This is a genomic window from Mycobacterium sp. 1164966.3 (assembly GCF_001665395.1).
In the GTDB taxonomy this organism is placed as follows: Bacteria; Actinomycetota; Actinomycetes; order Mycobacteriales; family Mycobacteriaceae; genus Mycobacterium.
Window position 1 is genome coordinate 1 of the sequence record NZ_LZSG01000021.1, and the last position, 24,485, is coordinate 24,485.

Here is a 24,485-nt window from a genome sequence, read left to right on the forward strand (position 1 = left end):
CCACCCGAGGAACCCCCACCCTTCTAATCACCGTCGCGCGCCGCTTCACCGCGACTCGATATAGGCGGTTCTGACCATCGGCCCGGTGACGCTAGACTGAGCCGTGATCCAGCGCGAGCGTTCGGCCTCGGCGCACAGACACACAGATGGTCCCGTGCGGACGTGTGTCGGGTGCCGAAAGCGAGGGCTGGCCGTCGAACTGCTTCGAGTGGTTGCTGTGTCGACCGGGAACGGCGAATACGCCCTGATCGTTGACGCAGCGAGTAGCCTGCCGGGGCGGGGTGCGTGGCTGCATCCCGTGCCGCAGTGCGTGCGACAGGCGATTAGGCGGCGGGCTTTCAGCAAAGCGTTGCGTATCGCCGGTTCGCCGGACACATCCGCGGTGGTCGAGCACATCAGTGGCTTGAGTGGGCCCGACCCGACGGTCAACAGAACAGGTAGCAAAGAACATGAGCACACCGTGAAGTCCCGATGACAATGCGTCATAGCTAAACCCCGAGGCGCGGCCCACGACTGTCGCCTCATGGACAGGAGAAGTAGTGGCAGGTAAGGCCCGCGTACACGAGTTGGCTAAGGAACTCGGTGTAACCAGCAAGGAAGTTCTCGCCCGGCTGAACGAACAGGGCGAATTCGTCAAATCCGCATCGTCGACGGTGGAGGCTCCCGTCGCACGCCGGCTGCGCGAGTCGTTCGGTGGCAGCAAGCCGGCCCCCGAAAAGGCTGCGGAAAAGGCGCCCGAAGCCAAGGGCAAGTCGGTCGACGCTGCCCTGGGCAAGGCGATTGACAAGGCCGTCGGCAACGGTGAGGCCGCCAAAGCTACCGCACCGCCGGCGCCGGCCGCCGAGGCACCCGCACCGCCGGCACCAAGCCCCCGGCCGGCAGCACCGGCCCCTGGGCAAACGCCCGGCCATCCGACTCCCCATCCCGGTATGACGCCTGGCGCGCGTCCCGGCCCGGCGCCGAAGCCGGGGAGTCGTCCGCCCCGGGTTGGCAACAACCCGTTCTCCTCGGCCCAACCCGTCGACCGCCCGATCCCGCGTCCGCCGGCGCCTCGTCCCGGCGCGCCGAGGCCGGGGGCCCCGCGGCCGGGCATGTCGCCCGGCAGCATGCCGCCCCGCCCAGGCGGGGCCGGTGGACCCGTGCGCCCGGCGCGTTCCGGCGCGCCGCGACCGGGTGGTGGCCGGCCCGGCGGGCCCGGTGGCGGCCGCACCGACGGCGGGGGCGGGAACTACCGCGGCGGCGGTGGCGGAGTAGGGGCTGCGCCCGGCGGCGGTGGCTTCCGTGGCCGTCCCGGCGGAGGTCCCGGGGGCGGCGGTGGCGGCCGTCCCGGACAGCGCGGTGGTGCCGCGGGCGCCTTCGGGCGTCCCGGCGGCGCTCCTCGGCGTGGCCGCAAGTCAAAGCGGGCAAAGCGCGCCGAGTACGAGAACATGCAGGCACCGGTCGTCGGCGGCGTGCGGTTGCCGCACGGCAACGGCGAAACGATCCGGCTGGCACGCGGCGCGTCGCTCTCCGACTTCGCCGAGAAGATCGACGCCAACCCAGCTGCGCTGGTGCAGGCGCTGTTCAATCTCGGTGAGATGGTGACCGCCACCCAATCGGTGGGCGACGAGACGCTCGAGCTCCTGGGCAGCGAGATGAACTACGTCGTCCAGGTCGTCAGCCCCGAGGACGAAGACCGCGAGTTGCTGGAATCCTTCGACCTCTCCTACGGAGAAGACACCGGAGACGAGGGCGATCTGCAGACCCGTCCGCCGGTGGTGACCGTGATGGGTCACGTCGACCACGGTAAAACCCGACTGCTGGACACCATCCGTAAGGCCAACGTCCGTGAGGCAGAGGCCGGCGGCATCACCCAGCACATTGGCGCCTACCAGGTCAGTGTCGACCTCGACGGCAGTGAGCGGCTGATCACCTTCATCGACACCCCGGGTCACGAGGCGTTCACCGCCATGCGTGCCCGCGGCGCCAAGGCCACCGACATCGCCATCCTGGTGGTCGCGGCCGACGACGGTGTGATGCCACAGACGGTTGAGGCCATCAACCACGCCCAAGCCGCGGACGTGCCGATTGTGGTGGCGGTCAACAAGATTGACAAGGAAGGCGCAGACCCGGCCAAGATCCGCGGCCAGCTCACCGAATACGGTTTGGTGGCAGAGGATTTCGGTGGCGACACCATGTTCGTCGACATCTCCGCCAAGCAGGGCACCAACATCGAGGCGCTGCTGGAGGCGGTCGTGCTGACCGCCGACGCTGCCCTGGACCTGCGCGCCAACCCCGACATGGAGGCCCAGGGCGTGGCGATCGAGGCACACCTCGACCGCGGTCGCGGACCGGTTGCCACCGTGTTGATTCAGCGCGGGACGCTGCGCGTCGGCGACTCGGTGGTCGCCGGTGACGCGTACGGCCGCGTTCGCCGCATGGTCGACGAATTCGGTGACGACGTCGACGCGGCACTCCCGTCGCGTCCGGTGCAGGTCATCGGGTTCACGTCGGTGCCCGGCGCGGGTGACAACTTCCTCGTCGTCGACGAGGACCGCATCGCCCGCCAGATCGCCGACCGGCGCAGCGCCCGCAAGCGCAACGCGCTGGCCGCGCGTTCGCGCAAGCGGATCAGCCTGGAGGACCTGGACTCGGCGTTGCGGGAAACCAGCCAGCTGAACCTGATCCTCAAGGGCGACAACGCCGGTACGGTCGAGGCCCTGGAAGAGGCCCTGATGGGCATTCAGGTGGACGACGAGGTGGTGTTGCGGGTCATCGACCGCGGCGTCGGTGGCATCACCGAAACCAACGTCAACCTGGCGTCGGCCTCGGATGCGGTGATCATCGGCTTCAACGTGCGCGCCGAAGGCAAAGCGACGGAGCTGGCCAACCGCGAGGGCGTGGACATCCGCTACTACTCGGTCATCTACCAGGCGATCGACGAAATCGAGAAGGCCCTGCGCGGCATGCTCAAGCCGATCTACGAGGAGAACCAGCTGGGTCGCGCCGAGATCCGCGCCCTGTTCCGGTCCTCCAAGGTCGGTCTCATCGCCGGGTGCCTGGTCACCTCCGGTGTGGTGCGCCGCAACGCCAAGGCCCGGCTGCTGCGGGACAACATCGTGGTCGTCGAAAACCTCTCGATCAACTCGCTGCGGCGGGAAAAGGACGACGTGACCGAGGTGCGCGACGGCTTCGAATGCGGTATGACGCTGGGCTATTCGGACCTTAAGGAAGGCGACGTCATCGAGTCCTACGAACTGGTGCAAAAGGAACGTTCCTGACCACCGCCGACGATGCAGAGCTGAAGCGATGAGGAGGAGGCGGTGAATCGAAATGGCTGACCCGGCCCGAGCGCGCCGGCTGGCTAAGCGGATCAACACGATCGTCGCGAGCGCGATCGAGTTCGAGATCAAGGATCCGGGGCTGTCCGGCGTCACCATCGTCGACGCCAAGGTGACCGCCGACCTGCACGATGCGACGGTGTACTACACCGTGATGGGACCGTCGCTGGACGACGAGCCGGATTACGACGCCGCGGCCGCCGCGCTGGAACGGGCCAAGGGGGCGCTGCGCACCAAGGTGGGGGCAGGCACCGGGGTACGGTTCACCCCCACCCTGACGTTCACCCGGGACACAACCTCCGACAGCGCGCGCCGGATGGAGGAGCTGCTGGCCCGCGCCCGCGCTGCCGATGAAGATCTGGCCCGGGTTCGAGTGGGCGCCAAGCCGGCCGGGGAGGCCGACCCTTACCGACAACCGTCAGCTGAGCCTGAGGACACCGGTGACGGCGATCGATCCGAAGACTGAGCTACCCGGCACCGGGGTCGCGGGGGGGCGCGTCGACGCCCTCGGCGCCGTCGAGCTGTTGGCCGCGGCGCAGACCGTCGCGGTGATCTGCCACGTGCACCCTGATGCCGACACCATCGGCGCGGGGCTGGCATTGGCGTTGGTACTCGACAAGTGCGGCAAGGAGGTCGAGGTCAGCTTCGCCGCGCCGGCGACCCTGCCGGAGTCGCTGCGATCGTTGCCCGGCCGCCACCTGCTGGTCGGTCCCGACGTGCTATGCCGCGATGTGGATCTGGTTGTGACCGTTGATGTTCCGAGTGTCAAACGGCTCGGTGCGCTGAGTGAGCTGGCCGACGGCGATCAGCCCCTGCTGGTCATCGACCACCACGCTTCCAATGATTTGTTCGGCTCCGCGAATTTTGTTGACCTGTCGGCTGATTCGACCACGATGATGATCGCCGAGCTGCTTGATGCGTGGGAGAAGCCGATCGAGCTGGACGTGGCGCACTGCATCTACGCCGGGTTGACGACGGACACCGGCTCGTTCCGCTGGGCCAGCGCCCGCGCGCTACGGCTGGGGGCCCGGCTCGTCGACCTCGGTGTGGACAACGCCGCGATCAGCAGGACGGTGATGGACAGCCATCCGTTCGGGTGGTTGCCGATGCTGTCGCGGGTGCTGGGCTCGGCGCAGTTGGTGCCGGAGGCGGCGGCTGGGCGGGGACTCGTCTATGCCGTCGTCGACAACCAGGAATGGGTTCGCGCGCGTCCGGAAGAAGTCGAAAGCGTTGTCGATATCGTGCGCACCACCCAACAGGCTGAGGTGGCGGCGGTGTTCAAAGAGGTTGACCCGCAACAGTGGTCGGTGTCGATGCGCGCCAAGAAGGACGTGGATCTGGCGGCGGTCGCGTCGGCGTTCGGCGGCGGGGGCCACCGGCTGGCCGCCGGCTATTCGACCGAGGGCTCGATCGAGGACGTCGTGGCGTCGCTGCGCGCCGCTCTTGGCTGACCCGGACCGACCGGCTACCGGCCGGGAAGTCGCCAAGCTGGCGTTGCCCGCGCTGGGTGTGCTGGCGGCCGAGCCGTTGTACCTGCTGTTCGACACCGCGGTGGTCGGTCGTCTCGGAGCGCTGGCGCTGGCAGGCCTGGCCATCGGCAGCCTGATACTCGGCATGCTGGGTTCGCAGTTGAACTTCCTGTCCTACGGCACGACGGCTCGCTCGGCACGTCACTTTGGGGCCGCAGACCGCATGGCGGCGGTCCACGAAGGTGTACAGGCGACCTGGCTGGCAGTTGGCGTGGGTGGGTTGATCGTCGTCGTGGTGGAGGCGGTGGCGGGACCGCTGGTATCGGTGATCGCGTCACGCCCCGCCATCGCCGGCGCGGCGCTGCCGTGGCTGCGGATAGCGATCCTGGGCGCTCCGGCGATCTTGGTGTCGTTGGCGGGTAACGGGTGGATGCGCGGCGTGCAGGATACCGTGCGGCCGCTGCGCTACGTGGTCGTCGGCTTCGGACTCTCGGCCCTGCTGTGCCCGCTGTTGGTCTACGGCTGGCTGGGGTTGCCCCGCTGGGGGTTACCCGGTTCTGCGGTCGCCAATTTGGTCGGCCAGTGGGTAGCCGCGGTGTTGTTCTTGGGTGCGTTGCTGGCCGAGCGGGCATCGCTGCGGCCCGACACTGCAGTGCTGCGCGCGCAACTGGTGATGGGCCGTGACCTGGTCCTGCGGACCCTGTCGTTTCAGGTCTGCTACGTGTCGGCCGCGGCAGTTGCGGCGAGGTTCGGCGCCGCGGCGGTCGCCGCCCACCAGGTAGTGCTGCAGCTCTGGAATTTCCTTGCGCTGGTTCTGGATTCGCTGGCCATCGCGGCGCAGTCGCTGGTCGGTGCTGCGCTGGGTGCCGGCGAGCTCGCCGACGCGAAGGCGGTGGCACGTCGGGTGACGGTGTCTTCGTTCGTGGCGGCGGGAGTCCTGGCGGCGGGGTTCGCGATCGGCGCCCGGGTATTGCCGGAACTGTTCACCGACGACCCGTCGGTGCTCGCTGTGATCGGCGTCCCCTGGTGGTTCTTGGTCGCTCAATTACCGATCGCAGGAATCGTTTTCGCCCTCGACGGGGTGCTGTTGGGTGCGGGTGACGCGGCGTACATGCGCACCGCGACCATCCTCAACGCGCTGGTCGGATTCTTGCCGCCGATCTGGTTGTCGCTGGTCTATGGCTGGGGACTGGCCGGCATCTGGTCGGGGCTGAGCATATTCGTCGTATTGCGATTGGTCTTCGTCGGATGGCGGGCGTTGTCCGGACGCTGGGCGGTGCCGGGAGCGGCGTAACAACTCGCGAGATCGACGCTAGCGCGAACTTTTGCGAGAAGACCGCACGATAACGTCGATCTCGACGCACAGGCCGTGCACCCACGATCCCTGGAAAATCGGGGTTACACTGCGCCGGTGACGGTGACGCAGCGGACATGGCACCGTTCCTGGCGCGACTACGTACTGTTCGCCATGCTGGTGGGCCCCAATGTGGCGCTGCTGCTGGTGTTTATCTACCGCCCGTTGGCCGACAACATCCGGCTGTCATTCTTCGATTGGAACATCTCCGATCCCACCGCGCAGTTCGTCGGGCTGTCCAACTACGCGGAGTGGTTCACCCGCGCAGACACTCGCCAGATCGTCTTCAACACAGCGGTATTCACCGCTGCGGCGGTGATCGGCTCGATGGGGCTGGGCCTGGTTCTGGCCATGCTGCTCGATCAACCGCTACGCGGACGAAACCTGGTGCGCTCGACCGTGTTTGCACCGTTTGTGATCTCCGGCGCCGCGGTCGGACTGGCGGCCCAGTTCGTCTTCGACCCACACTTCGGTCTGATCCAGGATCTGTTGCACCGCGTCGGCGCCGGTGTGCCCGACTTCTACCAGGACCCGCACTGGGCGATGTTCATGGTAACGGTCACCTACATATGGAAGAACCTCGGCTACACGTTCGTCATCTATCTCGCCGCGCTACAGGGAGTACGCCGAGACCTGTTGGAGGCCGCCGAAATCGACGGCGCCAGCCGCTGGTCCACCTTTTACCGAGTGTTGCTGCCACAACTGCGTCCGACCACGTTCTTCCTGTCCATCACCGTGCTGATCAACTCGTTGCAGGTGTTCGATGTCATCAACGTGATGACCCGGGGCGGGCCGCTGGGAACCGGCACCACGACCATGGTGTTCCAGGTTTACCTGGAGACGTTCCGCAACTTCCGGGCTGGTTACGGCGCCACCGTCGCCACCATCATGTTCCTTGTGCTGCTTGCGATCACCTACTACCAGGTGCGGGTGATGGATCGAGGGCAGCGGCAATGACGTCGGCGAGATCGGCTCGGCTGCTCGGCTATGCGGCGATGCTGCTCGTCGTTGCCCTGATCGCCGGGCCGCTGACGTTCGTCTTGTTCACGTCGTTCAAGGACCAGCCCGACATCTATTCGCAGCCCACCACCTGGTGGCCGCCGCACTGGCACCCGCAGAACTACCGGACGGCTACCGGGCAGATCCCGTTCTGGACGTTCCTGCGCAACTCGGTGATCATCACGTCAATATTGGCGGCGGTGAAGTTCGTGCTCGGCGTGCTCAGCGCGTTCGGTCTGGTGTTCGTGCGGTTTCCGGGCAAGAACGCGGTGTTCCTGTTGATCATCGCCGCGCTGATGGTTCCCAACCAGATCACGGTTATCTCCAACTACGCGTTGATCTCTCAGGTAGGTCTGCGCAACACGTTTGCGGGAATCATCCTGCCGCTGGCCGGGGTGGCGTTCGGAACGTTCCTGATGCGCAACCATTTTCTCTCGCTGCCCGTCGAGGTCATCGAAGCGGCCGAGATGGATGGCGCGCGCTGGTGGCAGCTGCTATTCCGGGTGGTGTTGCCGATGTCCGGACCCACCATGGTGGCTTTCGGCATCATCACGGTGGTCAACGAATGGAACGAGTACCTTTGGCCCTTCCTGATGTCCGACGACGAATCGGTTGCGCCGCTGCCGGTGGGCCTGACCTTCCTGCAGCAGGCCGAGGGTGTGACGAATTGGGGTCCGGTGATGGCGGTGACGCTGCTGGCCATGCTGCCGATTCTGCTGATCTTCGTCGTCTTGCAGCGGCAGATGATCAAGGGCCTGACGTCCGGCGCGGTCAAAGGTTGACGCGTATGGACGCGCTGAGTCGCAGAAGCTTCCTTGCATTGGCAGGGCTGGCGACCGGTTGTGCAGGGATGGGCCGTGGCAGTGGGATCAAATCAGGAACTGGCCCGATTTCGTTCTGGTCCAATCACCCCGGCCAATCCAGCTCCGTCGAAAGAGAGTTGATCGGCCGGTTTCAGAGTCAGTTTCCCGGCCTGGAGGTCAAGCTGATCGACGCCGGCAAGGACTACGACGAAGTGGCACAGAAATTCAACGCGGCCCTCATCGGCACCGACGTACCCGATGTCGTTGTGCTGGACGATATCTGGTGGTTTCACTTCGCTCTCAGCGGTGTCCTCACCCCGCTCGACGGCCTCTTTGGTCAAGTCGGGGTGGACCCAATCGATTACGTCGACGCGCTGCTCGCCGACTTCGAGTTCAACGGCAAACACTACGCACTGCCATATGCGCGCTCGACACCGCTGTTCTACTTCAACAAAGAGGTTTGGGAACGGGCTGGTCTGCCGGACCGCGGACCGCGCTCCTGGCAAGAGTTCGACGAATGGGGTCCGCAGCTGCAGCGGGTGGTCGGTGCCGGGAAGTGGGCACACGGGTGGGCGAATGCCCAAGGGATCTCCTGGACCTTCGAAGGGCCGAACTGGTCGTTCGGGGGCGCCTACTCGGACAAATGGACACTGAAGTTCACCGACCCGGCCACGATATCGGCGGGCACCTATCTGCGAAACTCCATCCACGGCAAGGGTTACGCCGCGATCGCCCACGACCTCGCCAACGAATTCGCCACCGGCATATTGGCCTCGGCTGTCGCGTCAACCGGCGCTCTGATGGGCATCACCGCCGCCGCCCGATTCGACTTCGGTGCGGCACCGTTGCCCACCGGGCCCGGCGGTGCACCGGCCTGTCCGACCGGCGGGGCGGGTCTGGCGATTCCGAGCAAGCTGTCCGAAGAGCGAAAGCTCAATGCGCTCAAGTTCATTGGCTTCGTCACCAACCCGCAGAACACCGCGTATTTCAGTCAGCACACCGGATATCTGGCGGTGCGGAAGTCCGCCGTCGACGATCCCGACGAGCAGAAGTACTTGGCGGACAATCCGCGCGCCCGAGTCGCGCTGGACCAGCTCCCGCACACCCGCCCGCAGGACTATGCCCGCGTTTTCCTGCCCGGCGGTGACCGCATCATCTCCGCCGGCCTGGAATCCATCGGACTGAAAGGATCCGACGTGACGACTACTTTCACCGAGATCAACAAGCAGCTGCGGGTCATCTACGACCGCCAGATCAAGCGGAAGTTGCCGGTCTAGCGCAATGGCCAGAGTTGAGTATTCCGCAGTCACCCACCGCTATCCCGGCGCCGACGCTCCGGCGGTGGACAACCTGGACCTCGACATCGCCGACGGCGAGTTCTTGGTGCTGGTCGGCCCGTCTGGTTGCGGCAAGTCCACCACCCTGCGAATGCTGGCCGGGCTGGAATCCTCCAAAAACATCGTCAGCGGCCGCATCACCATCGACGACGTGGACGTGACGCACCTCCCGCCACGGGCACGTGATGTCGCCATGGTGTTCCAGAACTATGCGCTCTACCCGAATATGACGGTTGCGGCGAACATGGGGTTCGCACTGCGCAACGCCGGCGTCTCCCGCGCGGAGACCCGGCAACGAGTGCTCGAAGTCGCAGACATGCTCGAACTGACTGAACTGCTTGACCGTAAGCCGTCGAAGCTGTCCGGTGGGCAGCGTCAGCGAGTGGCGATGGGACGCGCGATCGTGCGGCGGCCCCGGGTGTTCTGCATGGACGAGCCGCTGTCGAATCTCGATGCCAAGCTGCGGGTGAGCACCCGGTCGCAGATCTCCGGATTGCAGCGGCGGCTGGGCACCACCACCGTCTACGTCACCCACGACCAGGTGGAGGCGATGACGATGGGCGATCGGGTCGCCGTGCTCAAAGACGGTGTGCTGCAGCAGGTTGACACACCCCGGGCCCTCTATGACGATCCGATCAACACGTTCGTCGCGACGTTCATCGGCGCGCCGGCGATGAACCTGATCGACGCCAGCGTGGCCGACGGCACGGTGAAATCACCCGATTTGGCGATACCGGTTCCACGTTCAGCGGCCCAGCGTGTGCTGGTCGGTGTCCGCCCAGAGTCCTGGGATGTCGTGGCAGCCGACACCTCGGGAGCCTTGCCGGTGGTCGTCGAGCTGGTGGAAGAGCTCGGGTTCGAATCATTCGTCTACGCAACGCCCGTCGAGCCGGACGGCTGGTCGTCACGGGCGAACCGCATCGTGTTCCGCACCGACCGTCGCACAGCGGTGAACGTGGGTGACTCGCTGTCGATCGTGCCGCACCCGCGCGAGGTCTGCTTCTTCGACGGCCAAACCGGCAACCGCATTCGGTGAATGGTCACTCACCCTTCACGTTGAGCATCTGGCGCAGCTCGAAGTCGATCTTGACCAGGTCCCGCGCGTCGTCCATCACCACGTCGACGTCCTTGTACGCCCCGGGGATCTCGTCGACCCACGCGTCGCCGTGGCGGTACTCGATACCCCGCATCGCCCGCGCGAGATCGTCTGCGGTGAAACGCCTCCGGGCCTCGGTACGCGAAAACCGGCGCCCGGCACCGTGCGGGGCGCTGCAGCCCGGCCTTGTTACCCAGGCCGGTGACGATGTAGGAGCGGGTGCCCATGCTGCCCGGAATGACCGCTCGGACACCCTTGTTGGCGTTGATCGCGCCCTTGCGGGTGATCCAGACGTCCTTACCGCCGTGGGTTTCCACCGTCGAATAGTTATGGTGGCAATCTATCCGGTCCACCTCGATGCCGGCCGGGTGGTCGTTCATGTGCTCGGCGAGAACCTGCCGGAAGCGGTCCATCATCTCGGCGCGGTTGGCCAGCGCGAATGCCTGGGCCCACTTCAATTCGTTGATGTAACTGGTGAATTCCCGGGTTCCCTGCGGCAGGTACGCCAAATCTGGGTTCGGCAGCGTGATCCAGAACTGGCTCATCAGCTGCTGGGCGATCTTGATGTGGCGGTTGGCGATCCGGTTGCCGACGCCGCGGCTGCCGGAATGCAGGAACATCCAGACGCGATCGTCGTTGTCGAGGCACAATTCGATGAAGTGGTTGCCGCCGCCGAGGGTGCCAAGTTGCAGGCGCCAGTTGGGAGATTGGCGCAGCTCGACTCCGCTCGATTCTGCCTGGCGTTCCAGCGATTCGATGCGTTCGGCGGTGAAGTCGAAGCGGTCCGTTCGGTCGTTGTAGCCGCCCTTGCTCATCGGAATGGCTGACTCGATGGCGGCGCGCAGCTTCGCGAGCGGCAGACCGGCGATGTCGTCCTTCGTGTACTTGGTTCGCGCGGCGATCATGCCGCAGCCGATGTCGACGCCCACCGCCGCGGGGATCACCGCAGCCAATGTCGGGATCACCGTCCCCACCGCTGAACCCTTACCGGTGTGGGCGTCGGGCATCAACGCAACATGCGGGTGCACGAACGGCATCGCGGCCGTCTGTTTGGCCTGTTCGATCGTGGTGTCGTCGATCTGGGAGGCGAAATTGAGCAACTTGTGCCCGTCGACGCGCTTCATACCAACCAATCATGTCCCGCATACGTCGGGAAAGCATCCGAATTATGTCAGCGCACTTGCGCGCGTCCGCGTTGCAGCACGGCCTCGCGGTTGGCGGCGATGTCGGCGCCGCTGGGCCGGAATTGCTTGGCCGCCATCGCTTCCAGCCACAGACCGGTACTGGTCTGCGACTCGTCGATCCGATGGTAGGACGCCAGCAATGCTCGTACCGCGTTCTGGTTGTTGCCCACGATGGTGGTCGCCACCTGCCGCGCGGCGGTGAGCAGCTGGTCGTGTGCCACCACCTCGGTGACCAGGCCGGCTCGCAGCGCGTCGGCCGCGGACAGGTAGTCTCCGGTCAGGCTCATCCGCCGGGCCAGACCCACTCCCACCTTCTGCGGCAGGCGCACACTCAGTCCCCAGGTAGGCAGCAGGCCCACCCGGGCGTGGGTGTCCGCGAAGCGCGCCTGCTCGGAGGCGATGACGATGTCGCAGTACAGGACCAGCTCCAGCCCGCCGGTGACCGCGGCGCCGTTGATCGCGCCGATCACCGGCTTGGTCATCGCCGGCCAGCGCGGCGAGATATCCGGCAGCGCCGTCTGCCCGCCCAGCTCCTTGAGGTCCAGACCCGCGCAGAAAACCGGGTCGGCGCCGGTGACGATGACGACGTCCACGCCCTCGTCGGTCTCCGCGTCGGCCAGCGCGCCGAAAAACTGATCCCGTAGCGCCGCGGACAGCGCATTGCGGGATTGCGGCCGGTTGAGGGTCAGCGTGCGCACGCGCTCCTCGGTTTCGATCAGCAGGATGTCGTCGGTCATACGGCAACCGTAGCCAGCATACATAGGACCAGTATGCTGGCCATATGACCAGAATAATGACCGCTACCGAGGTGAAGGCGAAAATCCTTGCCCTGCTTGACGAAGTCGCAGAAGGCGAGGAGATCGCGATCACCAAGCACGGCCGCACCGTAGCCCGGCTGGTGTCAGCGACCGGATCGCACCCGCTGAAGGGCCGGTTGTCGGGGGTGGCCATGACGGCGAGCGATGACGACGAGCTTTTCACCACCGGCGTGTCCTGGAATGTTTCATGACAACGGTGCTGCTCGACACTCACGTAGCGCATTGGTGGTCGGCCGAGCCGCATCAGCTCAGCCTGGCCGCGGCGCAAGCCGTCGAGCAGGCCGACGAGCTCGCCGTTGCGGCGATTACGTGGTTCGAACTGGCATGGCTCGCCCATCATGAACGCATTCAACTCACAATTCCGATTGGATCCTGGTTGCAGCAACTGGCTGCGCACCTCCGCACCGTCGGCATCACTCCGTCCGTTGCCGCCGCCGCCGTCTCCCTGCCGTCGTCGTTCCCCGGTGATCCGGCCGACCGCTTGATCTACGCCACCGCTGTCGAACGGGGCTGGCGATTGGTCACCAAGGACAAGCGGCTGCGCAGCCATCGGCATCCGCGTCCCGTCACGGTTTGGTAAGGGGCGCCGGTCGTTGCCTATCGTTGAAGCATGTGCCGGAATATCACCGAACTGCGTGGATTGCAGCCCGCGGCCACCGCCGAGGAGATCTCGGCGGCGGCGCGCCAGTATGTGCGCAAGGTCAGCGGCATCACCCGCCCGTCGGCCGCCAACGCCGAGGCATTCGAGGTGGCGGTCGCCGAGGTCACCGACACGACGACGCGGTTGCTGCAATCCCTGCCGCCGCGGCGCCAGCCGCCCAAGACCGTCCCGCCGCTGCGCCGGCTGGGAGTTGGATGACGCGGGTCGCCACCGCTCCCGCGCTCAAGGAGTGGAGCGCGGCGGTGCACGCGCTGCTCGACGGTCGTCAGCGGATCCTGCTGCGCAAGGGCGGCATCAACGAGAAGCGGTTCGAGGTGGCCGCCCGCGAGTTCCTGTTGTTCCCGACGGTCGCGCACAGCCACGCCCAGCGCGTCCGGCCCGAACACCGTGACCTGCTGGCCGCGGCGGCCGCGGACAGCACCGACGAGCACCTGACGCTGAGGGCAGCCGCGAAAGTGGTTGCGGCGCTTGAAGTCAATCGGCCGGACGGCCTGCGGGAAATCGAAGACCTGCACATCTGGACTGCTGAGTCGGTGCGCGCCGACCGGCTCGACTTCCGGCCGAAGCGCAAGCTGGCAGTGCTGGTGGTCCAGGCGATTCCGCTGACCCGGCCGATACGGATACTCCGCACCCCGGAATACGCCGGTTGCACCAGCTGGGTCCAGCTGCCCGTCGAACCCACCCTCGGCGCGCCGGTACACGCCGACGCGGCGCTAGCGGAGGTCGCCGCCCGGGTTCGCGACGCCGTCGGATAAAGCATCGACCGGAAGCACCAGCCCGAGCGTCCGAAGTGCACCGAATGGATGACCGTCCGCGCCCGGAGCTGCACGACGGTTGAGGCGACTCAGAACTTGTAGAACGGGGCGAGGTCGTTGGCCCGCTGCAAGTTGGTGGGCATGCAGTCGACCTCGGGGTTGGAGTAGACCGTCGAGAAGTACAAGGCCTGCTGCAGCACTCCGTAGCTGGTCTTGAAGGCGACCATGCAGGAGTAGAACCAGAAGCTGTTGTGATACGTCGGCTTCATCACCCAGTACTGGGCGGCGCGGTGTCCCTGGATCGTGGTCTCGAGCGCGTCAGCGGGCAGTGTCTGCTCGTAGGTGCGCCAAATGATCGGTTCGACGGCCATCTGATAGTTGCCTGCGTCGAAGTGACAGCGCAGCCCGTCTTCGTGTTCGGGCGGGGTGAACGCCAATCCCAGCCGCTGCAGGGCGTCGAACGGGATGTCCTCGCATGCGTCGAACGGGCGCGGGTCGGTGGTCGCCACGATGGGGCTCTTCATGGTGGTTGGCGTTTCGATCGGCTGCGCAGTCGACCGCAGTTCGATGGGCCCGCGTCCCGACGCGGGAGGCGCGCTCTGCCAGCTGACTGTCACCAAGACCGCTGCCACTAATGCGGCAAGCGCTCCGATCAGCCGCAACCTGGTAACCACGACACCCCCTGCGATCGGCGGTCCTTTGCCCGGACTATACAAGTCGGTTGCTCGCCGTCACAGTGAAACTAGAACTTGTCGAAACCAGAACCTGTGCTAGCTCGGCGGGCGTGCCGGTGGTGCTGCCGCCGGGCCGTTAGGGTGGTTATTCGTGGCTGGGCAAGAAAGAGGGTGGAGGTCGACCAACGGCGGGCAACCGACGTTGTGGGCGATCTCTGACCTGCACACCGGTCACACCGGTAACAAACCCGTCGCCGAGTCGCTGAACCCGTCGTCCCCGGACGATTGGCTGATCGTGGCGGGGGACGTTGCCGAGCGCACCGACGAGATTCGCTGGACGCTTGACCTGCTGCGCCGGCGGTTCGCCAAGGTGATCTGGGTGCCCGGCAATCACGAGCTGTGGACCACCAGCCGCGATCCCAACCAGATCTTCGGCCGCGCGCGGTACGAATACCTGGTCAACATGTGCGACGAGATGGGCGTGGTCACGCCCGAGCACCCGTTTCCGGTGTGGACCGAGCGCGGCGGCCCGGCCACCATCGTGCCGATGTTCCTGCTCTACGACTACAGCTTTCTGCCGCAGGGGGCGACCACCAAGGCCGAGGGCTTGGCCATCGCGCGCCAGCGCAACGTGTTGGCCACCGATGAATTCCTGCTCTCGCCGGAGCCTTACCACACCCGTGAGGCCTGGTGCCGGGAGCGCCTGGCCAGTACCCGAGCCCGCCTCGAACAGCTGGACTGGATGACACCGACCGTGCTGGTGAATCACTTTCCATTGGTGCGAGAGCCCTGCGACGCCTTGTTCTATCCGGAGTTCTCGCTGTGGTGCGGCACCACCAAGACCGCCGACTGGCACACCCGTTACAACGCCGTCTGTTCGGTCTACGGCCACTTACACATCCCCCGCACCACCTGGTATGACGACGTGCGATTCGAGGAGGTGTCGGTGGGCTACCCGCGCGAGTGGCGGCGCCGCAAGCCATACAGCTGGCTACGGCAGGTGCTGCCGGATCCCCAGTACGCGCCCGGTTACCTCAACGACTTCGGCGGACACTTCGTGATCACCCCCGAGATGCGGGCACAGGCCGCCCAGTTCCGGGAACGGTTGCGGCAGCGGCAATCTCGATGACGGCCACGATGCTGGTGTCCTCCGTGTTGCCCGACGCGCGCGACATGGCGTACGCCGAGTTGTACTCCGACCCGCCCGGGCTGTCCCCGCTTCCCGAAGAGGAACCGCTGATCGCGAAGTCGGTTGCCAAGCGGCGCAACGAGTTCGTCACCGCCCGGCACTGCGCCCGCATCGCGATGCGTGAGCTCGGCCTGCCGCCGGTACCGATCCTGAAGGGAGACAAGGGGGAGCCGTGCTGGCCCGACGGCGTGGTGGGGAGCCTCACCCACTGCACCGGCTATCGCGGCGCGGTGGTGGCACGCAATAGTACGGTGCGCTCGGTGGGCATCGACGCCGAACCCCATGACGTGTTGCCCGACGGCGTGCTCGACGCGATCACGATCGACGAGGAACGTCACGAAATCACCACCCTGCCCGCGGGGCTGCACTGGGACCGAATCCTGTTCTGCGCCAAGGAGGCAACGTACAAGGCGTGGTTCCCGTTGACAAAGCGCTGGCTGGGTTTCGAGGACGCTCACATCGTGTTCGACGTCGACGGCGAGGGGAACACCGGCGACTTCGTCTCCAAGATACTGGTCGACGGTGCCGCGCTGACCGGTCCGCCGCTGACCACCCTGCGCGGGCGCTGGTCGGTGGAGCGCGATCTGGTGCTGACCGCCATTGTGCTGTGAGTTCAGCTGCCGGGCTCAGCCCGGGCATCGTCGTGGTCGACAAACCGGCCGGCATGACCAGTCACGACGTGGTGGGCCGCTGCCGCCGGATCTTCGCCACCCGCCGGGTGGGACACGCGGGGACGCTGGACCCGATGGCCACGGGCGTGCTGGTGATCGGGATCGACCGTGCCACCAAGATCCTCGGCCTGCTGACCGCGGTGTCCAAGTCGTATGCCGCCACCATCCGGCTGGGCCAGACGACGTCCACCGAGGACGCCGAAGGTCAAGTGTTGCAATCGGTTTCGGCCGCACATCTGACATCTGAGGGTATCGATGCCGCGATCGAGGGGTTGCGTGGCGACATCATGCAGGTGCCGTCGGTGGTCAGCGCGATCAAGGTCGACGGCCGCCGCGCCTACCGGCTGGTTCGCGAGGGCCACACCGTCGAGCTCAAAGCCCGGCCGGTGCGCATCGAGAGGTTCGAGCTGGTGGCTCTTCGACGCGAGGATCAGCTGGTGGACGTGGACGTCGAGGTGGACTGCTCGTCGGGCACTTATGTCCGCGCGCTGGCCCGCGACCTCGGCGATGCGCTCGGGGTGGGTGGGCACCTGACGTCGCTGCGCCGCACCCGGGTCGGGCGCTTCGCGCTGGACCAGGCGTACTCGCTGGACGAGCTGGCGCAGCGGCCCCGGCTGAGCCTGACCCTCGACCAAGCCTGCCTGTTGCTGTTCCCGCGCCGCGACCTGACCACTGATGAAGCCGAGGCGACCGGAAACGGCCGCTCGCTTTCACCCGCCGGCATCGACGGCGTCTACGCCGCTTGTGCCCCCGACGGCCGGGTGATCGCCCTGCTACGTGACGAGGGTTCGCGGACCAAGCCGGTCGTCGTGATCCGCCCCGCGACGCTCTAAAGAGCGATTAGATGCAGCCCAGCATGTATTGTTGACCTCGCCCAAACAGAGCGTCGCGGTGAAATGGGGTGAGCGGTGGCTGCCGAAGTCGACGGCCGGAGCGTCCGGCGCACGCAGGCCGAGCGCAGTGCGGCGACCCGCGTGCGTTTGCTGGACGCGACCATCGAATGCCTGACCACCTATGGTTATGCCGGCACCACCACGCCCCGGGTAGCCGAGCTGGCTGGAGTTACCCGGGGCGCTCAGATTCACCACTTCCCGTCCAAGGAAGACCTGGTGGTCGCCGCGATCGAGCATCTGGCCCAGCAGCGCGCGCAAGCCGCAATCGCAGAGCTGGGTCGTGTCAAAGCCGGCACCGATCTGATCTCGACCGTGCTGGATTTCATGTGGGAAGCCCATCAGGGGCCTATGTTCATTGCCGCACTAGAACTTTGGGTTGCGGCTCGCACCGATCCGGTGTTGGCGCGTCAGATTCAGCGGGTGGAGCCGCTGGTGAACAGCGCGCTGATTGCGGCTATCGCCCAGCTGATCCCTGAACAGCAGGCGCAGAAGCAGATACGGGATGTCGCCTACACCGCGATGGATGCACTGCGGGGAATCCTCGTCGCCAGCTTCGTCGAACAAGATTCCGACCGCGCTCGGCGGCGTTGGGAGCGTGCCTGCGCCGACCTGCGCCCCCGCCTCGCCGAAATTTTGCCGGAATCGTTGTCGCAATAGGACCGCCGGCCTTTGACGCACCGCTGTTGACCTTCTGCCGGCAATTGTTGCAAGATACAGTCTGGTGTGTATGTTTCTTCGAGAGGAGCGCCGTGGCGAACAAGGTATACGTGGTAGGCGTCGGCATGACGAAGTTCGAGAAGCCGGGCCGCCGCGAGGGCTGGGACTACCCCGATATGGCCAGAGAGTCGGGGACAAAGGCGCTCGAAGACGCCGGCATTGAATACTCCGAGGTCGAGCAAGGTTACGTCGGCTATGTCTACGGGGAATCGACGTCCGGGCAGCGGGCTCTGTACGAGTTAGGCCTGACGGGTATTCCGATCGTCAACGTCAACAACAACTGCTCGACCGGATCGACAGCGCTTTACCTTGCTGCCCAAGCGATTCGGGGCGGATTAGCGGAGTGCACGATCGCCCTGGGTTTCGAGAAAATGAAGCCGGGATCGCTGACCACGAGCTATGACGATCGCGCGCAGCCGATGGACAAGCATGTCATGGCGATGGCCGAGATATCTGAGGTGCTCTTTCCCGCGGCACCGTGGATGTTCGGCGCGGCGGGTCGCGAGCATATGAAGAAATACGGCAGCACCGCAGAGCATTTCGCGAAAATCGGCTACAAGAACCACAAGCATTCGGTGAATAATCCATTTGCGCAATTTCAGGAGTCCTACAGCCTCGACGACATCCTGGCGTCGCGGATGATCTACGACCCGCTCACCAAACTGCAGTGCTCGCCGACGTCGGATGGCTCGGGCGCGGCGATTCTGGCCTCGGAGGCCTTCGTCGACAAGCACGGACTGGCGGGCCAGGCGGTGGAGATCGTGGGACAGGCCATGACGACCGACTTCACCTCAACCTTCGACGGCACCTGCAAAGGCCTCATCGGCTATGACATGAACGTCCAAGCCGCGCAACATGTCTACGACCAGTCCGGTCTGGGCCCGGAGGACTTCCAGGTGATCGAGCTGCACGACTGCTTCTCCGCCAACGAGCTGCTGTTGTACGAGGCTCTCGGCCTGTGTGGCGAGGGGGAGGCGCCCAAGTTGATCGACGATGACGACACCACCTACGGCGGACGCTGGGTGGTCAACCCGTCCGGCGGGCTGATCTCCAAGGGACATCCGTTGGGCGCCACCGGTTTGGCGCAGTGCGCCGAGTTGACCTGGCAACTGCGCGGCACCGCTGACAAGCGCCAGGTCGAGGGCGTCACCGCGGCGCTGCAGCACAACATCGGGCTTGGCGGCGCCGCCGTCGTCACCGCATACCAACGAGCGGAGCGCTGATGGGACACATCGAAGCCACCCGGGACCTGGCCGCCAGTCCGGAAGCGCTGTGGGAAACGGTCGCCGATCTCGCCAACTGGGACAAGTGGTTCACCGTGCATGAAAAGTGGCTGGCGGAACCACCGGCCACGCTGAGCGAGGGCGCCAAGCTCACCGCCAAGATCGTCATGCTGGGGATGGCCAACAAGATCGAATGGACGATCGAATCAGTTGACGCGCCAAACCATTTGGTGCTGAGCGGCACCGGTATGGCCGGTGTCAAGGCGCAGTTCACGTTCGACATCGCGCCGGACGGCACCGGTTCCAAGTTCACCGTGTCCGGTGATTTCGAGGGTGCGATGATCAAGGGCGCGCTGGGCAAAGCGGTGGAAAAAGACGGCGTCAAACAGCTTGCCAAGACGCTGGATCAGCTCGACGAGTTGGCGTCGGCATCGGCATGACAAGCGACGAGTTGCAGTTCGACGACAGCGCCCTGAACCAGTGGACCGACGACGAGCGGTTCGAGGTCACTCCGGAACGCCTGGCCGAGTACGCGGCGGCCACCAACGATCCGATCGAGGCACATCGTTCGGGGGAGGTGGCGCCGCCGGTATTCGCGATCGTGCCTGTCTTCGAGGCGCTGCTCATCCCGGCGGTCGACGTGATGCCAGTGGAGCTGATACCGCGAGTGGTGCACGGAGAGCAGGACTTTCGCTTCCATCGGCCGATCCGGCCCGGTGACAAGCTGGTTTCGCGCGGCAAGATGATCGGCTACGAAGGCCTGGAGAAGGGTACTCGGGCGGCCATCCTGCTCGAATGCCGAACCGAGGATGGTGAGCTGGTCAACGAGCAGTATGTGACCACGTTCGTTCGCGGGTTCAACGCGGGTAAGGCGGTGGGCGAATTGAGCCCAAGCCACAAGTTCGACGACGCGCTGCGCGCCAACGCCCCGGTTGCCAAGGTTCTACAACACATCGACGCGGACCAGACATTTCGCTACTCCCCGGCAGCCGGCGATCCGATGCCAATCCATCTCGACGAGGACGTGGCCAGGAACGCCGGACTGCCCGGGATCATCGCCCACGGGCTGTGCACCATGGCGTTCACCTCCTGGGCGGTGCTCACCGAGCTGGCCGACTCCGATGTCAACCGGCTCAAGCGGCTCGCGGTCCGATTCTCCAAACCGGTGCTGCCCGGCGATGACCTGGAGACCAAGATCTGGAAAAAGGGTTCTGCGAACGCAATCAGCAGCTACGCATTCGAGACCACAAGAGGCGACGGCGCCGGGGTGGCCATCACCGACGGACTGGCGGAAATCGCCGACTGACATTGGAGGAATGAGCAAATGGGAGTTCTGGACGGCCGGGTCGCGGTGATCACCGGCGCGGGCCGCGGTATCGGACGCGAACACGCGCTGCTGTTCGCGCGAGAAGGGGCCAGGGTCGTCGTCAACGATCTCGGCGGTGAGAATACCGGTGCGGGGGCTGACAGTGGCCCTGCCGGCGAAGTGGTCGACGAAATTGTTGCCTGCGGTGGCACCGCTGTCGCCAACACTGCCAACATCGCCACCTGGGATGGCGCGAAAAGCGTTGTGCAGCAGGCTGTCGAAGAATTCGGCCGATTGGACGTACTGGTCAACAACGCCGGGATCCTGCGCGACTCCTTCATCGCGGGCATGGAGGAATCCCAATGGGACGCGGTGATCGCCGTCCACTTGAAAGGCCATTTCGCGATGCTGCACCACGCCGCCGCCTACTGGAAGAATCAGTCGAAGGCCGGCGATCAGCCCAACGCCGCGGTGATCAACCCGCGTCCGGGTCCGGGGTGACGCTCCCTAATCCCGGTCAGGCGAATTACGGTGCGGCCAAAGCCGGAATCGCGGCGTTGACCCTGATCGCCGCCGAGGAGCTGGAGCGCTATGGCGTTCGGGTGAACGCGATCGCGCCGATCGCCCGTACCCGGCTCACCCTGGCCACCCCGGGCATGGGCTCGTTCATGGCCGAACCCGAGGAAGGCGAACACGATTTGTTCAGCCCGGCCAATATCTCGCCGTTGGTGGCCTACCTGGCGACGGAGAAGTGCCCGGTGACCGGCAAGGTGTACGCCGTTCAGGGTGGCGCGATTTCGCGACTGTCCGGATGGCGGGATGTGGATACCATTGAGACCGACGGTCCCTGGCTGATCGACGACATCGCCGCGCGTCTGCCGCAGTAATCACCTCAAACTTCCACCCGATCAGGAGTATGTGATGTTCGAATGGTCCGAAACCGACCTGATGGTGTGTGACGCGGTTCGCCAGTTCATCGACAAAGAGATCCGCCCCCATTTGGACGACCTGGAGACCGGCCAGCTCTCGCCGTATCCGATCGCCCGAAAGTTGTTCAGCCAGTTCGGTCTTGACGCGATGGCCGCCGAATCGGTCAAGTCGATGCTCGACCGGGAGCGGGCCAGACAGGAGGGCACCGATACCGGCGGCGACGAGCATGACGAAAACCGCAGCAGCTCAAGCGCTATGGGTGGGCTGGGTGGCCAGGCGTCGATGGTCGCGATGCTGGTGTCCGAGTTGGCCGGGGTCAGCATCGGCTTGCTGAGCACCGTGTCGGTGAGCCTCGGGCTGGGCGCGGGAACCATCATGAGCCGCGGAACACTGGCCCAGAAGGAACGCTGGTTACCCGAGCTGATGACGCTGGAAAAGATTGCGGCATGGGCGATCACCGAACCCGACTCCGGATCGGACGCGTTCGGCGGGATGAAGACTCACGTCAAGCGCGACGGAGAGGATTACATCCTCAACGGCCAGAAGACCTTCATCACCAACGGGCCAGACGCCGACGTTCTCGTCGTCTACGCCAAGCTCGACGACGGTGATCCATCCGTGAACAAGCGCAACCGGCCGGTACTCATCTTCGTGCTCGACGCGGGCATGCCCGGCCTCACCCAGGGCAAGCCGTTCAAGAAGATGGGCATGATGTCGTCGCCGACCGGCGAATTGTTCTTCGACAACGTGCGGCTGAGCCCGGACCGGCTGCTCGGCGAGAACCAGCGGCACGACACGGACGGCCGGGACAGCGCCCGCGACAATTTCGCCACCGAGCGCATCGGGATCGCCGCGATGGCGCTCGGCATCATCAACGAATGTCACCGGCTCTGCGTGGATTACGCGAAGACCCGCACACTCTGGGGCAAGAACATCGGGCAATTCCAATTGGTCCAGCTCAAGCTGGCCAAGATGGAAATCGCCCGGATGAACGTGCAGAACATGGTTTTCAACAGCATCGAGCGGCAGCAGGCCGGCAAGCCGCTGACCCTGGCCGAGGCGTCGGCGATGAAGCTGTACTCATCCGAGGCCGCCACCGACGTCGCGATGGAGGCCGTGCAGCTGTTCGGCGGCAACGGCTATATGGCCGAGTACCGGGTGGAGCAGCTGGCCAGGGACGCCAAGTCGCTGATGATCTACGCGGGCAGCAACGAGATACAGGTGACCCACATCGCCAAGGGGCTGCTGAGCTAGCTACGCAACCACCCAAATGGCCCGGGCCGCCGGACTTCCCAGCTCGACGGTGGTCTGGGCGCCGTCGGCCGACTCGATCGCCACCGAGATCATGCCGGCGAACTCGCGGCGGGTCAGGACCCGGAACTGCGAGTCCAGACTGATCCCGACGCTGGCGAAATAGCGCAGCATCTCCGGGTCGGCATCGGAGATGCGGGCCACTGTCCCGGTGTCTCCGTCACCGCAGGCCCACAGTTGACGGGCCGGCGGCGACGGCACTTGCCCATCCGTGGCGGGGATGGGGTCGCCGTGCGGGTCGCGCCGCGGGAACCCCAGCTTGGCGTCGATGCGAGCCATCAAACGGTCCGATACCGCGTGCTCGAGCACCTCGGCCTCGTCATGCACCTCGTCCCAGCCGTAGCCCAATTCGTTGACCAGGAAGGTCTCCAGCAGCCGATGCCGGCGCACCATTGCCAGCGCCGCTCGGCGGCCCGCTTCGGTCAAGGTCACCGCGCCGTACTTCTCGTGGTTGACCAGGCCCTGCTCGGCAAGCTTGCGGATCGACTCCGAGGCCGTGCTGGCGGACACACCGATCTTCTCAGCCAGCATCTTGGTGCTGACCTTGTCCACAGACCACTCCTGCGCAGTCCAGATGACCTTCAAATAGTCCTGGGCAACCGCGGTAAGGCCGCCGGTCTCTTCGTCAGCCCTCACAACATGAGAGTCTAGGGCCAACGAATCTGCGGTGAGGGCGCGTCCAACCCGCCGATCACGCATGTATTCAGCCGGTACCCGTAGGCTTGCGGTCGTGCAGCGGTGGCGCGGTCAGGACGAGATCCCCACGGACTGGGGTCGATGCGTGCTCACCATCGGGGTGTTCGACGGCGTGCACCGCGGCCACGCCGAATTGATCGCACACGCGGTCAAAGCCGGGCGCGCCCGCAACGTGCCGACCGTCTTGATGACATTCGACCCGCACCCAATGGAAGTGGTCTATCCGGGCAGTCATCCGGCGCAGTTGACGACGCTGACGCGCCGCGCCGAGCTCGTCGAGGAGCTGGGTATCGACGTGTTCCTGGTGATGCCGTTCACCACCGATTTCATGAAGCTCACACCTGAGCGCTATGTGCACGAACTGCTGGTGGAGAACCTGCACGTGGTCGAGGTGGTGGTGGGCGAGAACTTCACCTTCGGCAAGAAGGCCGCCGGCAACGTCGACACTCTGCGCAAGGCCGGCGAGCGATTCGGGTTCGCGGTGGAATCGATGTCGCTGCTGTCCGAACACCACAGCAACGAGACCGTGACGTTCTCGTCGACCTACATCCGGTCCTGCGTGGACGCCGGTGACGTGATGGCCGCGACCGAGGCTTTGGGTCGCCCGCACCGCGTGGAAGGCGTCGTGGTCCGTGGCTACGGCCGGGGCGCCCAATTGGGCTTTCCCACCGCGAACGTGGCGCCGCCGATGTATTCGGCCATCCCGGCCGACGGCGTCTATGCGGCCTGGTTCACCGTGCTCGGTCAGGGACCGGTGACGGGGGCCCCCGGGGCAATAGTCCCGGGTGAGCGCTATCAGGCCGCGGTGTCCGTCGGCACCAATCCCACCTTTTCCGGACGAACCCGCACCGTCGAGGCGTTTGTCCTGGACACCGACGCCGACCTGTATGGCCAGCACGTAGCGCTGGACTTCGCCGCCCGCATCCGTGGCCAGCGCAAGTTCGATTCGGTGGACGACCTGGTCGCCGAGATCGCCAGGGACACCGAACGGACGCGCGCCCTGCTGGCTGGGGGGTAACGCCGCCTGCCGGCGCGCTGCTAAACTGCCCGACGACATCGGCGCGTGCTGCGGTTCGCGG

25 protein-coding genes and 2 pseudogenes are annotated in these 24,485 nt (G+C 65.6%); 23 read left to right on the forward strand and 4 right to left on the reverse strand.

Annotated features, from left to right (window positions below; genetic code table 11):
- Nucleotides 1-217: 217 nt before the first annotated feature.
- From A9W99_RS25895 to A9W99_RS07200, 9 genes are all read left to right on the forward strand, one after another.
- Complete coding sequence (locus A9W99_RS25895; RefSeq protein ID WP_371514929.1) at nucleotides 218-475, forward strand: YlxR family protein; 258 nt, start codon at nucleotides 218-220, stop codon at nucleotides 473-475.
- Between the two features lie 64 nt (nucleotides 476-539).
- Nucleotides 540-3,260: a translation initiation factor IF-2 gene (gene infB, locus A9W99_RS07165; protein ID WP_067375261.1), complete on the forward strand. Its 2,721-nt coding sequence runs from the start codon at nucleotides 540-542 to the stop codon at nucleotides 3,258-3,260.
- Nucleotides 3,261-3,312: 52 nt separating this feature from the next.
- Complete coding sequence (gene rbfA / locus A9W99_RS07170) at nucleotides 3,313-3,786, forward strand: 30S ribosome-binding factor RbfA (protein WP_067375263.1); 474 nt, start codon at nucleotides 3,313-3,315, stop codon at nucleotides 3,784-3,786.
- The gene (locus A9W99_RS07175; RefSeq protein ID WP_067375265.1) at nucleotides 3,761-4,771 is read left to right on the forward strand and encodes a bifunctional oligoribonuclease/PAP phosphatase NrnA; all 1,011 of its coding nucleotides are present in this window, start codon (nucleotides 3,761-3,763) and stop codon (nucleotides 4,769-4,771) included. Before rbfA ends, A9W99_RS07175 begins: the two co-directional genes overlap by 26 nt.
- Nucleotides 4,764-6,083, forward strand: coding sequence for an MATE family efflux transporter (locus A9W99_RS07180; protein ID WP_067375268.1), 1,320 nt, complete (start codon nucleotides 4,764-4,766; stop codon nucleotides 6,081-6,083). The genes A9W99_RS07175 and A9W99_RS07180 overlap by 8 nt, the downstream gene beginning before the upstream one ends.
- Before the next feature lie 174 nt (nucleotides 6,084-6,257).
- A complete protein-coding gene (locus tag A9W99_RS07185) occupies nucleotides 6,258-7,100 on the forward strand; it encodes a carbohydrate ABC transporter permease (protein WP_216639716.1) in 843 nt (280 codons plus the stop codon).
- Nucleotides 7,097-7,924, forward strand: a complete 828-nt coding sequence (locus A9W99_RS07190; protein WP_067375271.1) for a carbohydrate ABC transporter permease — start codon at nucleotides 7,097-7,099, stop codon at nucleotides 7,922-7,924. The genes A9W99_RS07185 and A9W99_RS07190 overlap by 4 nt, the downstream gene beginning before the upstream one ends.
- Nucleotides 7,925-7,929: 5 nt before the next feature.
- Nucleotides 7,930-9,222, forward strand: coding sequence for an ABC transporter substrate-binding protein (locus tag A9W99_RS07195; protein ID WP_067375273.1), 1,293 nt, complete (start codon nucleotides 7,930-7,932; stop codon nucleotides 9,220-9,222).
- A 4-nt stretch (nucleotides 9,223-9,226) separates the two neighbouring features.
- Complete coding sequence (locus A9W99_RS07200; protein ID WP_067375275.1) at nucleotides 9,227-10,318, forward strand: ABC transporter ATP-binding protein; 1,092 nt, start codon at nucleotides 9,227-9,229, stop codon at nucleotides 10,316-10,318.
- A 4-nt stretch (nucleotides 10,319-10,322) separates the two neighbouring features.
- On the opposite strand, the pseudogene A9W99_RS07205 reads toward A9W99_RS07200, so the two are convergent.
- Together A9W99_RS07205 and A9W99_RS07210 are read right to left on the reverse strand one after the other, a co-directional pair.
- Nucleotides 10,323-11,502 (reverse strand): annotated as a pseudogene (locus A9W99_RS07205) (RtcB family protein).
- 47 nt (nucleotides 11,503-11,549) lie between these two features.
- On the reverse strand, nucleotides 11,550-12,299 hold the full coding sequence (locus A9W99_RS07210) for an enoyl-CoA hydratase (protein ID WP_067375277.1): 750 nt from the start codon (nucleotides 12,297-12,299) through the stop codon (nucleotides 11,550-11,552).
- 56 nt (nucleotides 12,300-12,355) lie between these two features.
- Between A9W99_RS07210 and A9W99_RS07215 the strand changes: the two genes are divergently transcribed.
- Genes A9W99_RS07215 through A9W99_RS07230 form a run of 4 tightly spaced genes read left to right on the forward strand, consistent with a single transcriptional unit; the run spans nucleotide 12,356 to nucleotide 13,796 of the window.
- On the forward strand, nucleotides 12,356-12,571 hold the full coding sequence (locus A9W99_RS07215) for a type II toxin-antitoxin system Phd/YefM family antitoxin (RefSeq protein ID WP_067375279.1): 216 nt from the start codon (nucleotides 12,356-12,358) through the stop codon (nucleotides 12,569-12,571).
- Nucleotides 12,568-12,960 carry a type II toxin-antitoxin system VapC family toxin gene (locus A9W99_RS07220; protein ID WP_067375281.1) on the forward strand — a complete coding sequence of 131 codons (393 nt, stop codon included), beginning with the start codon at nucleotides 12,568-12,570 and terminating at the stop codon, nucleotides 12,958-12,960. Before A9W99_RS07215 ends, A9W99_RS07220 begins: the two co-directional genes overlap by 4 nt.
- Before the next feature lie 30 nt (nucleotides 12,961-12,990).
- A complete protein-coding gene (locus A9W99_RS07225; protein ID WP_067375283.1) occupies nucleotides 12,991-13,239 on the forward strand; it encodes a DUF2277 domain-containing protein in 249 nt (82 codons plus the stop codon).
- Entirely contained in the window at nucleotides 13,236-13,796 is a 561-nt protein-coding gene (locus A9W99_RS07230; protein WP_067375285.1) for a DUF1802 family protein, read from the forward strand. Before A9W99_RS07225 ends, A9W99_RS07230 begins: the two co-directional genes overlap by 4 nt.
- 89 nt (nucleotides 13,797-13,885) lie before the next feature.
- Here A9W99_RS07230 and A9W99_RS07235 read toward each other — a convergent pair whose 3' ends face one another.
- On the reverse strand, nucleotides 13,886-14,470 hold the full coding sequence (locus A9W99_RS07235; RefSeq protein WP_067375287.1) for a DUF3558 domain-containing protein: 585 nt from the start codon (nucleotides 14,468-14,470) through the stop codon (nucleotides 13,886-13,888).
- A gap of 151 nt (nucleotides 14,471-14,621) precedes the next feature.
- Here A9W99_RS07235 and A9W99_RS07240 point away from each other — a divergent pair, with 151 nt between their 5' ends.
- The 9 genes and pseudogenes from A9W99_RS07240 to A9W99_RS07280 all read left to right on the forward strand — a co-directional run bounded on the left by A9W99_RS07240 (nucleotide 14,622) and on the right by A9W99_RS07280 (nucleotide 22,653).
- Nucleotides 14,622-15,599, forward strand: coding sequence for a metallophosphoesterase (locus tag A9W99_RS07240; protein WP_067375289.1), 978 nt, complete (start codon nucleotides 14,622-14,624; stop codon nucleotides 15,597-15,599).
- On the forward strand, nucleotides 15,596-16,270 hold the full coding sequence (locus tag A9W99_RS07245) for a 4'-phosphopantetheinyl transferase (RefSeq protein ID WP_067375291.1): 675 nt from the start codon (nucleotides 15,596-15,598) through the stop codon (nucleotides 16,268-16,270). Before A9W99_RS07240 ends, A9W99_RS07245 begins: the two co-directional genes overlap by 4 nt.
- On the forward strand, nucleotides 16,267-17,163 hold the full coding sequence (gene truB, locus A9W99_RS07250; protein ID WP_256389941.1) for a tRNA pseudouridine(55) synthase TruB: 897 nt from the start codon (nucleotides 16,267-16,269) through the stop codon (nucleotides 17,161-17,163). Before A9W99_RS07245 ends, truB begins: the two co-directional genes overlap by 4 nt.
- Nucleotides 17,164-17,238: 75 nt before the next feature.
- A complete protein-coding gene (locus A9W99_RS07255; protein WP_067375293.1) occupies nucleotides 17,239-17,880 on the forward strand; it encodes a TetR/AcrR family transcriptional regulator in 642 nt (213 codons plus the stop codon).
- Between the two features lie 92 nt (nucleotides 17,881-17,972).
- Entirely contained in the window at nucleotides 17,973-19,163 is a 1,191-nt protein-coding gene (locus A9W99_RS07260) for a lipid-transfer protein (RefSeq protein WP_067375295.1), read from the forward strand.
- A complete protein-coding gene (locus tag A9W99_RS07265; protein WP_067375297.1) occupies nucleotides 19,163-19,603 on the forward strand; it encodes an SRPBCC family protein in 441 nt (146 codons plus the stop codon). Before A9W99_RS07260 ends, A9W99_RS07265 begins: the two co-directional genes overlap by 1 nt.
- The gene (locus tag A9W99_RS07270; RefSeq protein WP_067375299.1) at nucleotides 19,600-20,469 is read left to right on the forward strand and encodes a MaoC/PaaZ C-terminal domain-containing protein; all 870 of its coding nucleotides are present in this window, start codon (nucleotides 19,600-19,602) and stop codon (nucleotides 20,467-20,469) included. Before A9W99_RS07265 ends, A9W99_RS07270 begins: the two co-directional genes overlap by 4 nt.
- Nucleotides 20,470-20,487: 18 nt before the next feature.
- A pseudogene (locus A9W99_RS07275) lies at nucleotides 20,488-21,356 on the forward strand (SDR family oxidoreductase).
- A gap of 34 nt (nucleotides 21,357-21,390) precedes the next feature.
- A complete protein-coding gene (locus A9W99_RS07280; RefSeq protein ID WP_067375301.1) occupies nucleotides 21,391-22,653 on the forward strand; it encodes an acyl-CoA dehydrogenase family protein in 1,263 nt (420 codons plus the stop codon).
- Here A9W99_RS07280 and mntR read toward each other — a convergent pair whose 3' ends face one another.
- On the reverse strand, nucleotides 22,654-23,346 hold the full coding sequence (gene mntR, locus A9W99_RS07285; RefSeq protein ID WP_067375303.1) for a manganese-binding transcriptional regulator MntR: 693 nt from the start codon (nucleotides 23,344-23,346) through the stop codon (nucleotides 22,654-22,656).
- A 94-nt stretch (nucleotides 23,347-23,440) separates the two neighbouring features.
- On the opposite strand from mntR, the gene A9W99_RS07290 reads away from it, so the two are divergent.
- Nucleotides 23,441-24,424, forward strand: a complete 984-nt coding sequence (locus tag A9W99_RS07290) for a bifunctional riboflavin kinase/FAD synthetase (protein ID WP_067375305.1) — start codon at nucleotides 23,441-23,443, stop codon at nucleotides 24,422-24,424.
- Nucleotides 24,425-24,485 lie beyond the last annotated feature (61 nt).

Excerpts from the sequence above, each read along its gene's own strand:
- A9W99_RS07230 (WP_067375285.1), top strand. The coding sequence starts at position 13,236 with ATGACGCGGGTCGCCACCGCTCCCGCGCTCAAGGAGTGGAGCGCGGCG.
- A9W99_RS07185 (WP_216639716.1), top strand. The coding sequence starts at position 6,258 with ATGCTGGTGGGCCCCAATGTGGCGCTGCTGCTGGTGTTTATCTACCGC.
- A9W99_RS07215 (WP_067375279.1), top strand. The coding sequence starts at position 12,356 with ATGACCGCTACCGAGGTGAAGGCGAAAATCCTTGCCCTGCTTGACGAA.
- A9W99_RS07245 (WP_067375291.1), top strand. The coding sequence starts at position 15,596 with ATGACGGCCACGATGCTGGTGTCCTCCGTGTTGCCCGACGCGCGCGAC.
- A9W99_RS07195 (WP_067375273.1), top strand. The coding sequence starts at position 7,930 with ATGGACGCGCTGAGTCGCAGAAGCTTCCTTGCATTGGCAGGGCTGGCG.
- rbfA (WP_067375263.1), top strand. The coding sequence starts at position 3,313 with ATGGCTGACCCGGCCCGAGCGCGCCGGCTGGCTAAGCGGATCAACACG.
- A9W99_RS07265 (WP_067375297.1), top strand. The coding sequence starts at position 19,163 with ATGGGACACATCGAAGCCACCCGGGACCTGGCCGCCAGTCCGGAAGCG.
- A9W99_RS07270 (WP_067375299.1), top strand. The coding sequence starts at position 19,600 with ATGACAAGCGACGAGTTGCAGTTCGACGACAGCGCCCTGAACCAGTGG.
- A9W99_RS07210 (WP_067375277.1), bottom strand. The coding sequence starts at position 12,299 with ATGACCGACGACATCCTGCTGATCGAAACCGAGGAGCGCGTGCGCACG.
- A9W99_RS07200 (WP_067375275.1), top strand. The coding sequence starts at position 9,227 with ATGGCCAGAGTTGAGTATTCCGCAGTCACCCACCGCTATCCCGGCGCC.
- A9W99_RS07220 (WP_067375281.1), top strand. The coding sequence starts at position 12,568 with ATGACAACGGTGCTGCTCGACACTCACGTAGCGCATTGGTGGTCGGCC.
- A9W99_RS07225 (WP_067375283.1), top strand. The coding sequence starts at position 12,991 with ATGTGCCGGAATATCACCGAACTGCGTGGATTGCAGCCCGCGGCCACC.
- A9W99_RS07190 (WP_067375271.1), top strand. The coding sequence starts at position 7,097 with ATGACGTCGGCGAGATCGGCTCGGCTGCTCGGCTATGCGGCGATGCTG.
- A9W99_RS07280 (WP_067375301.1), top strand. The coding sequence starts at position 21,391 with ATGTTCGAATGGTCCGAAACCGACCTGATGGTGTGTGACGCGGTTCGC.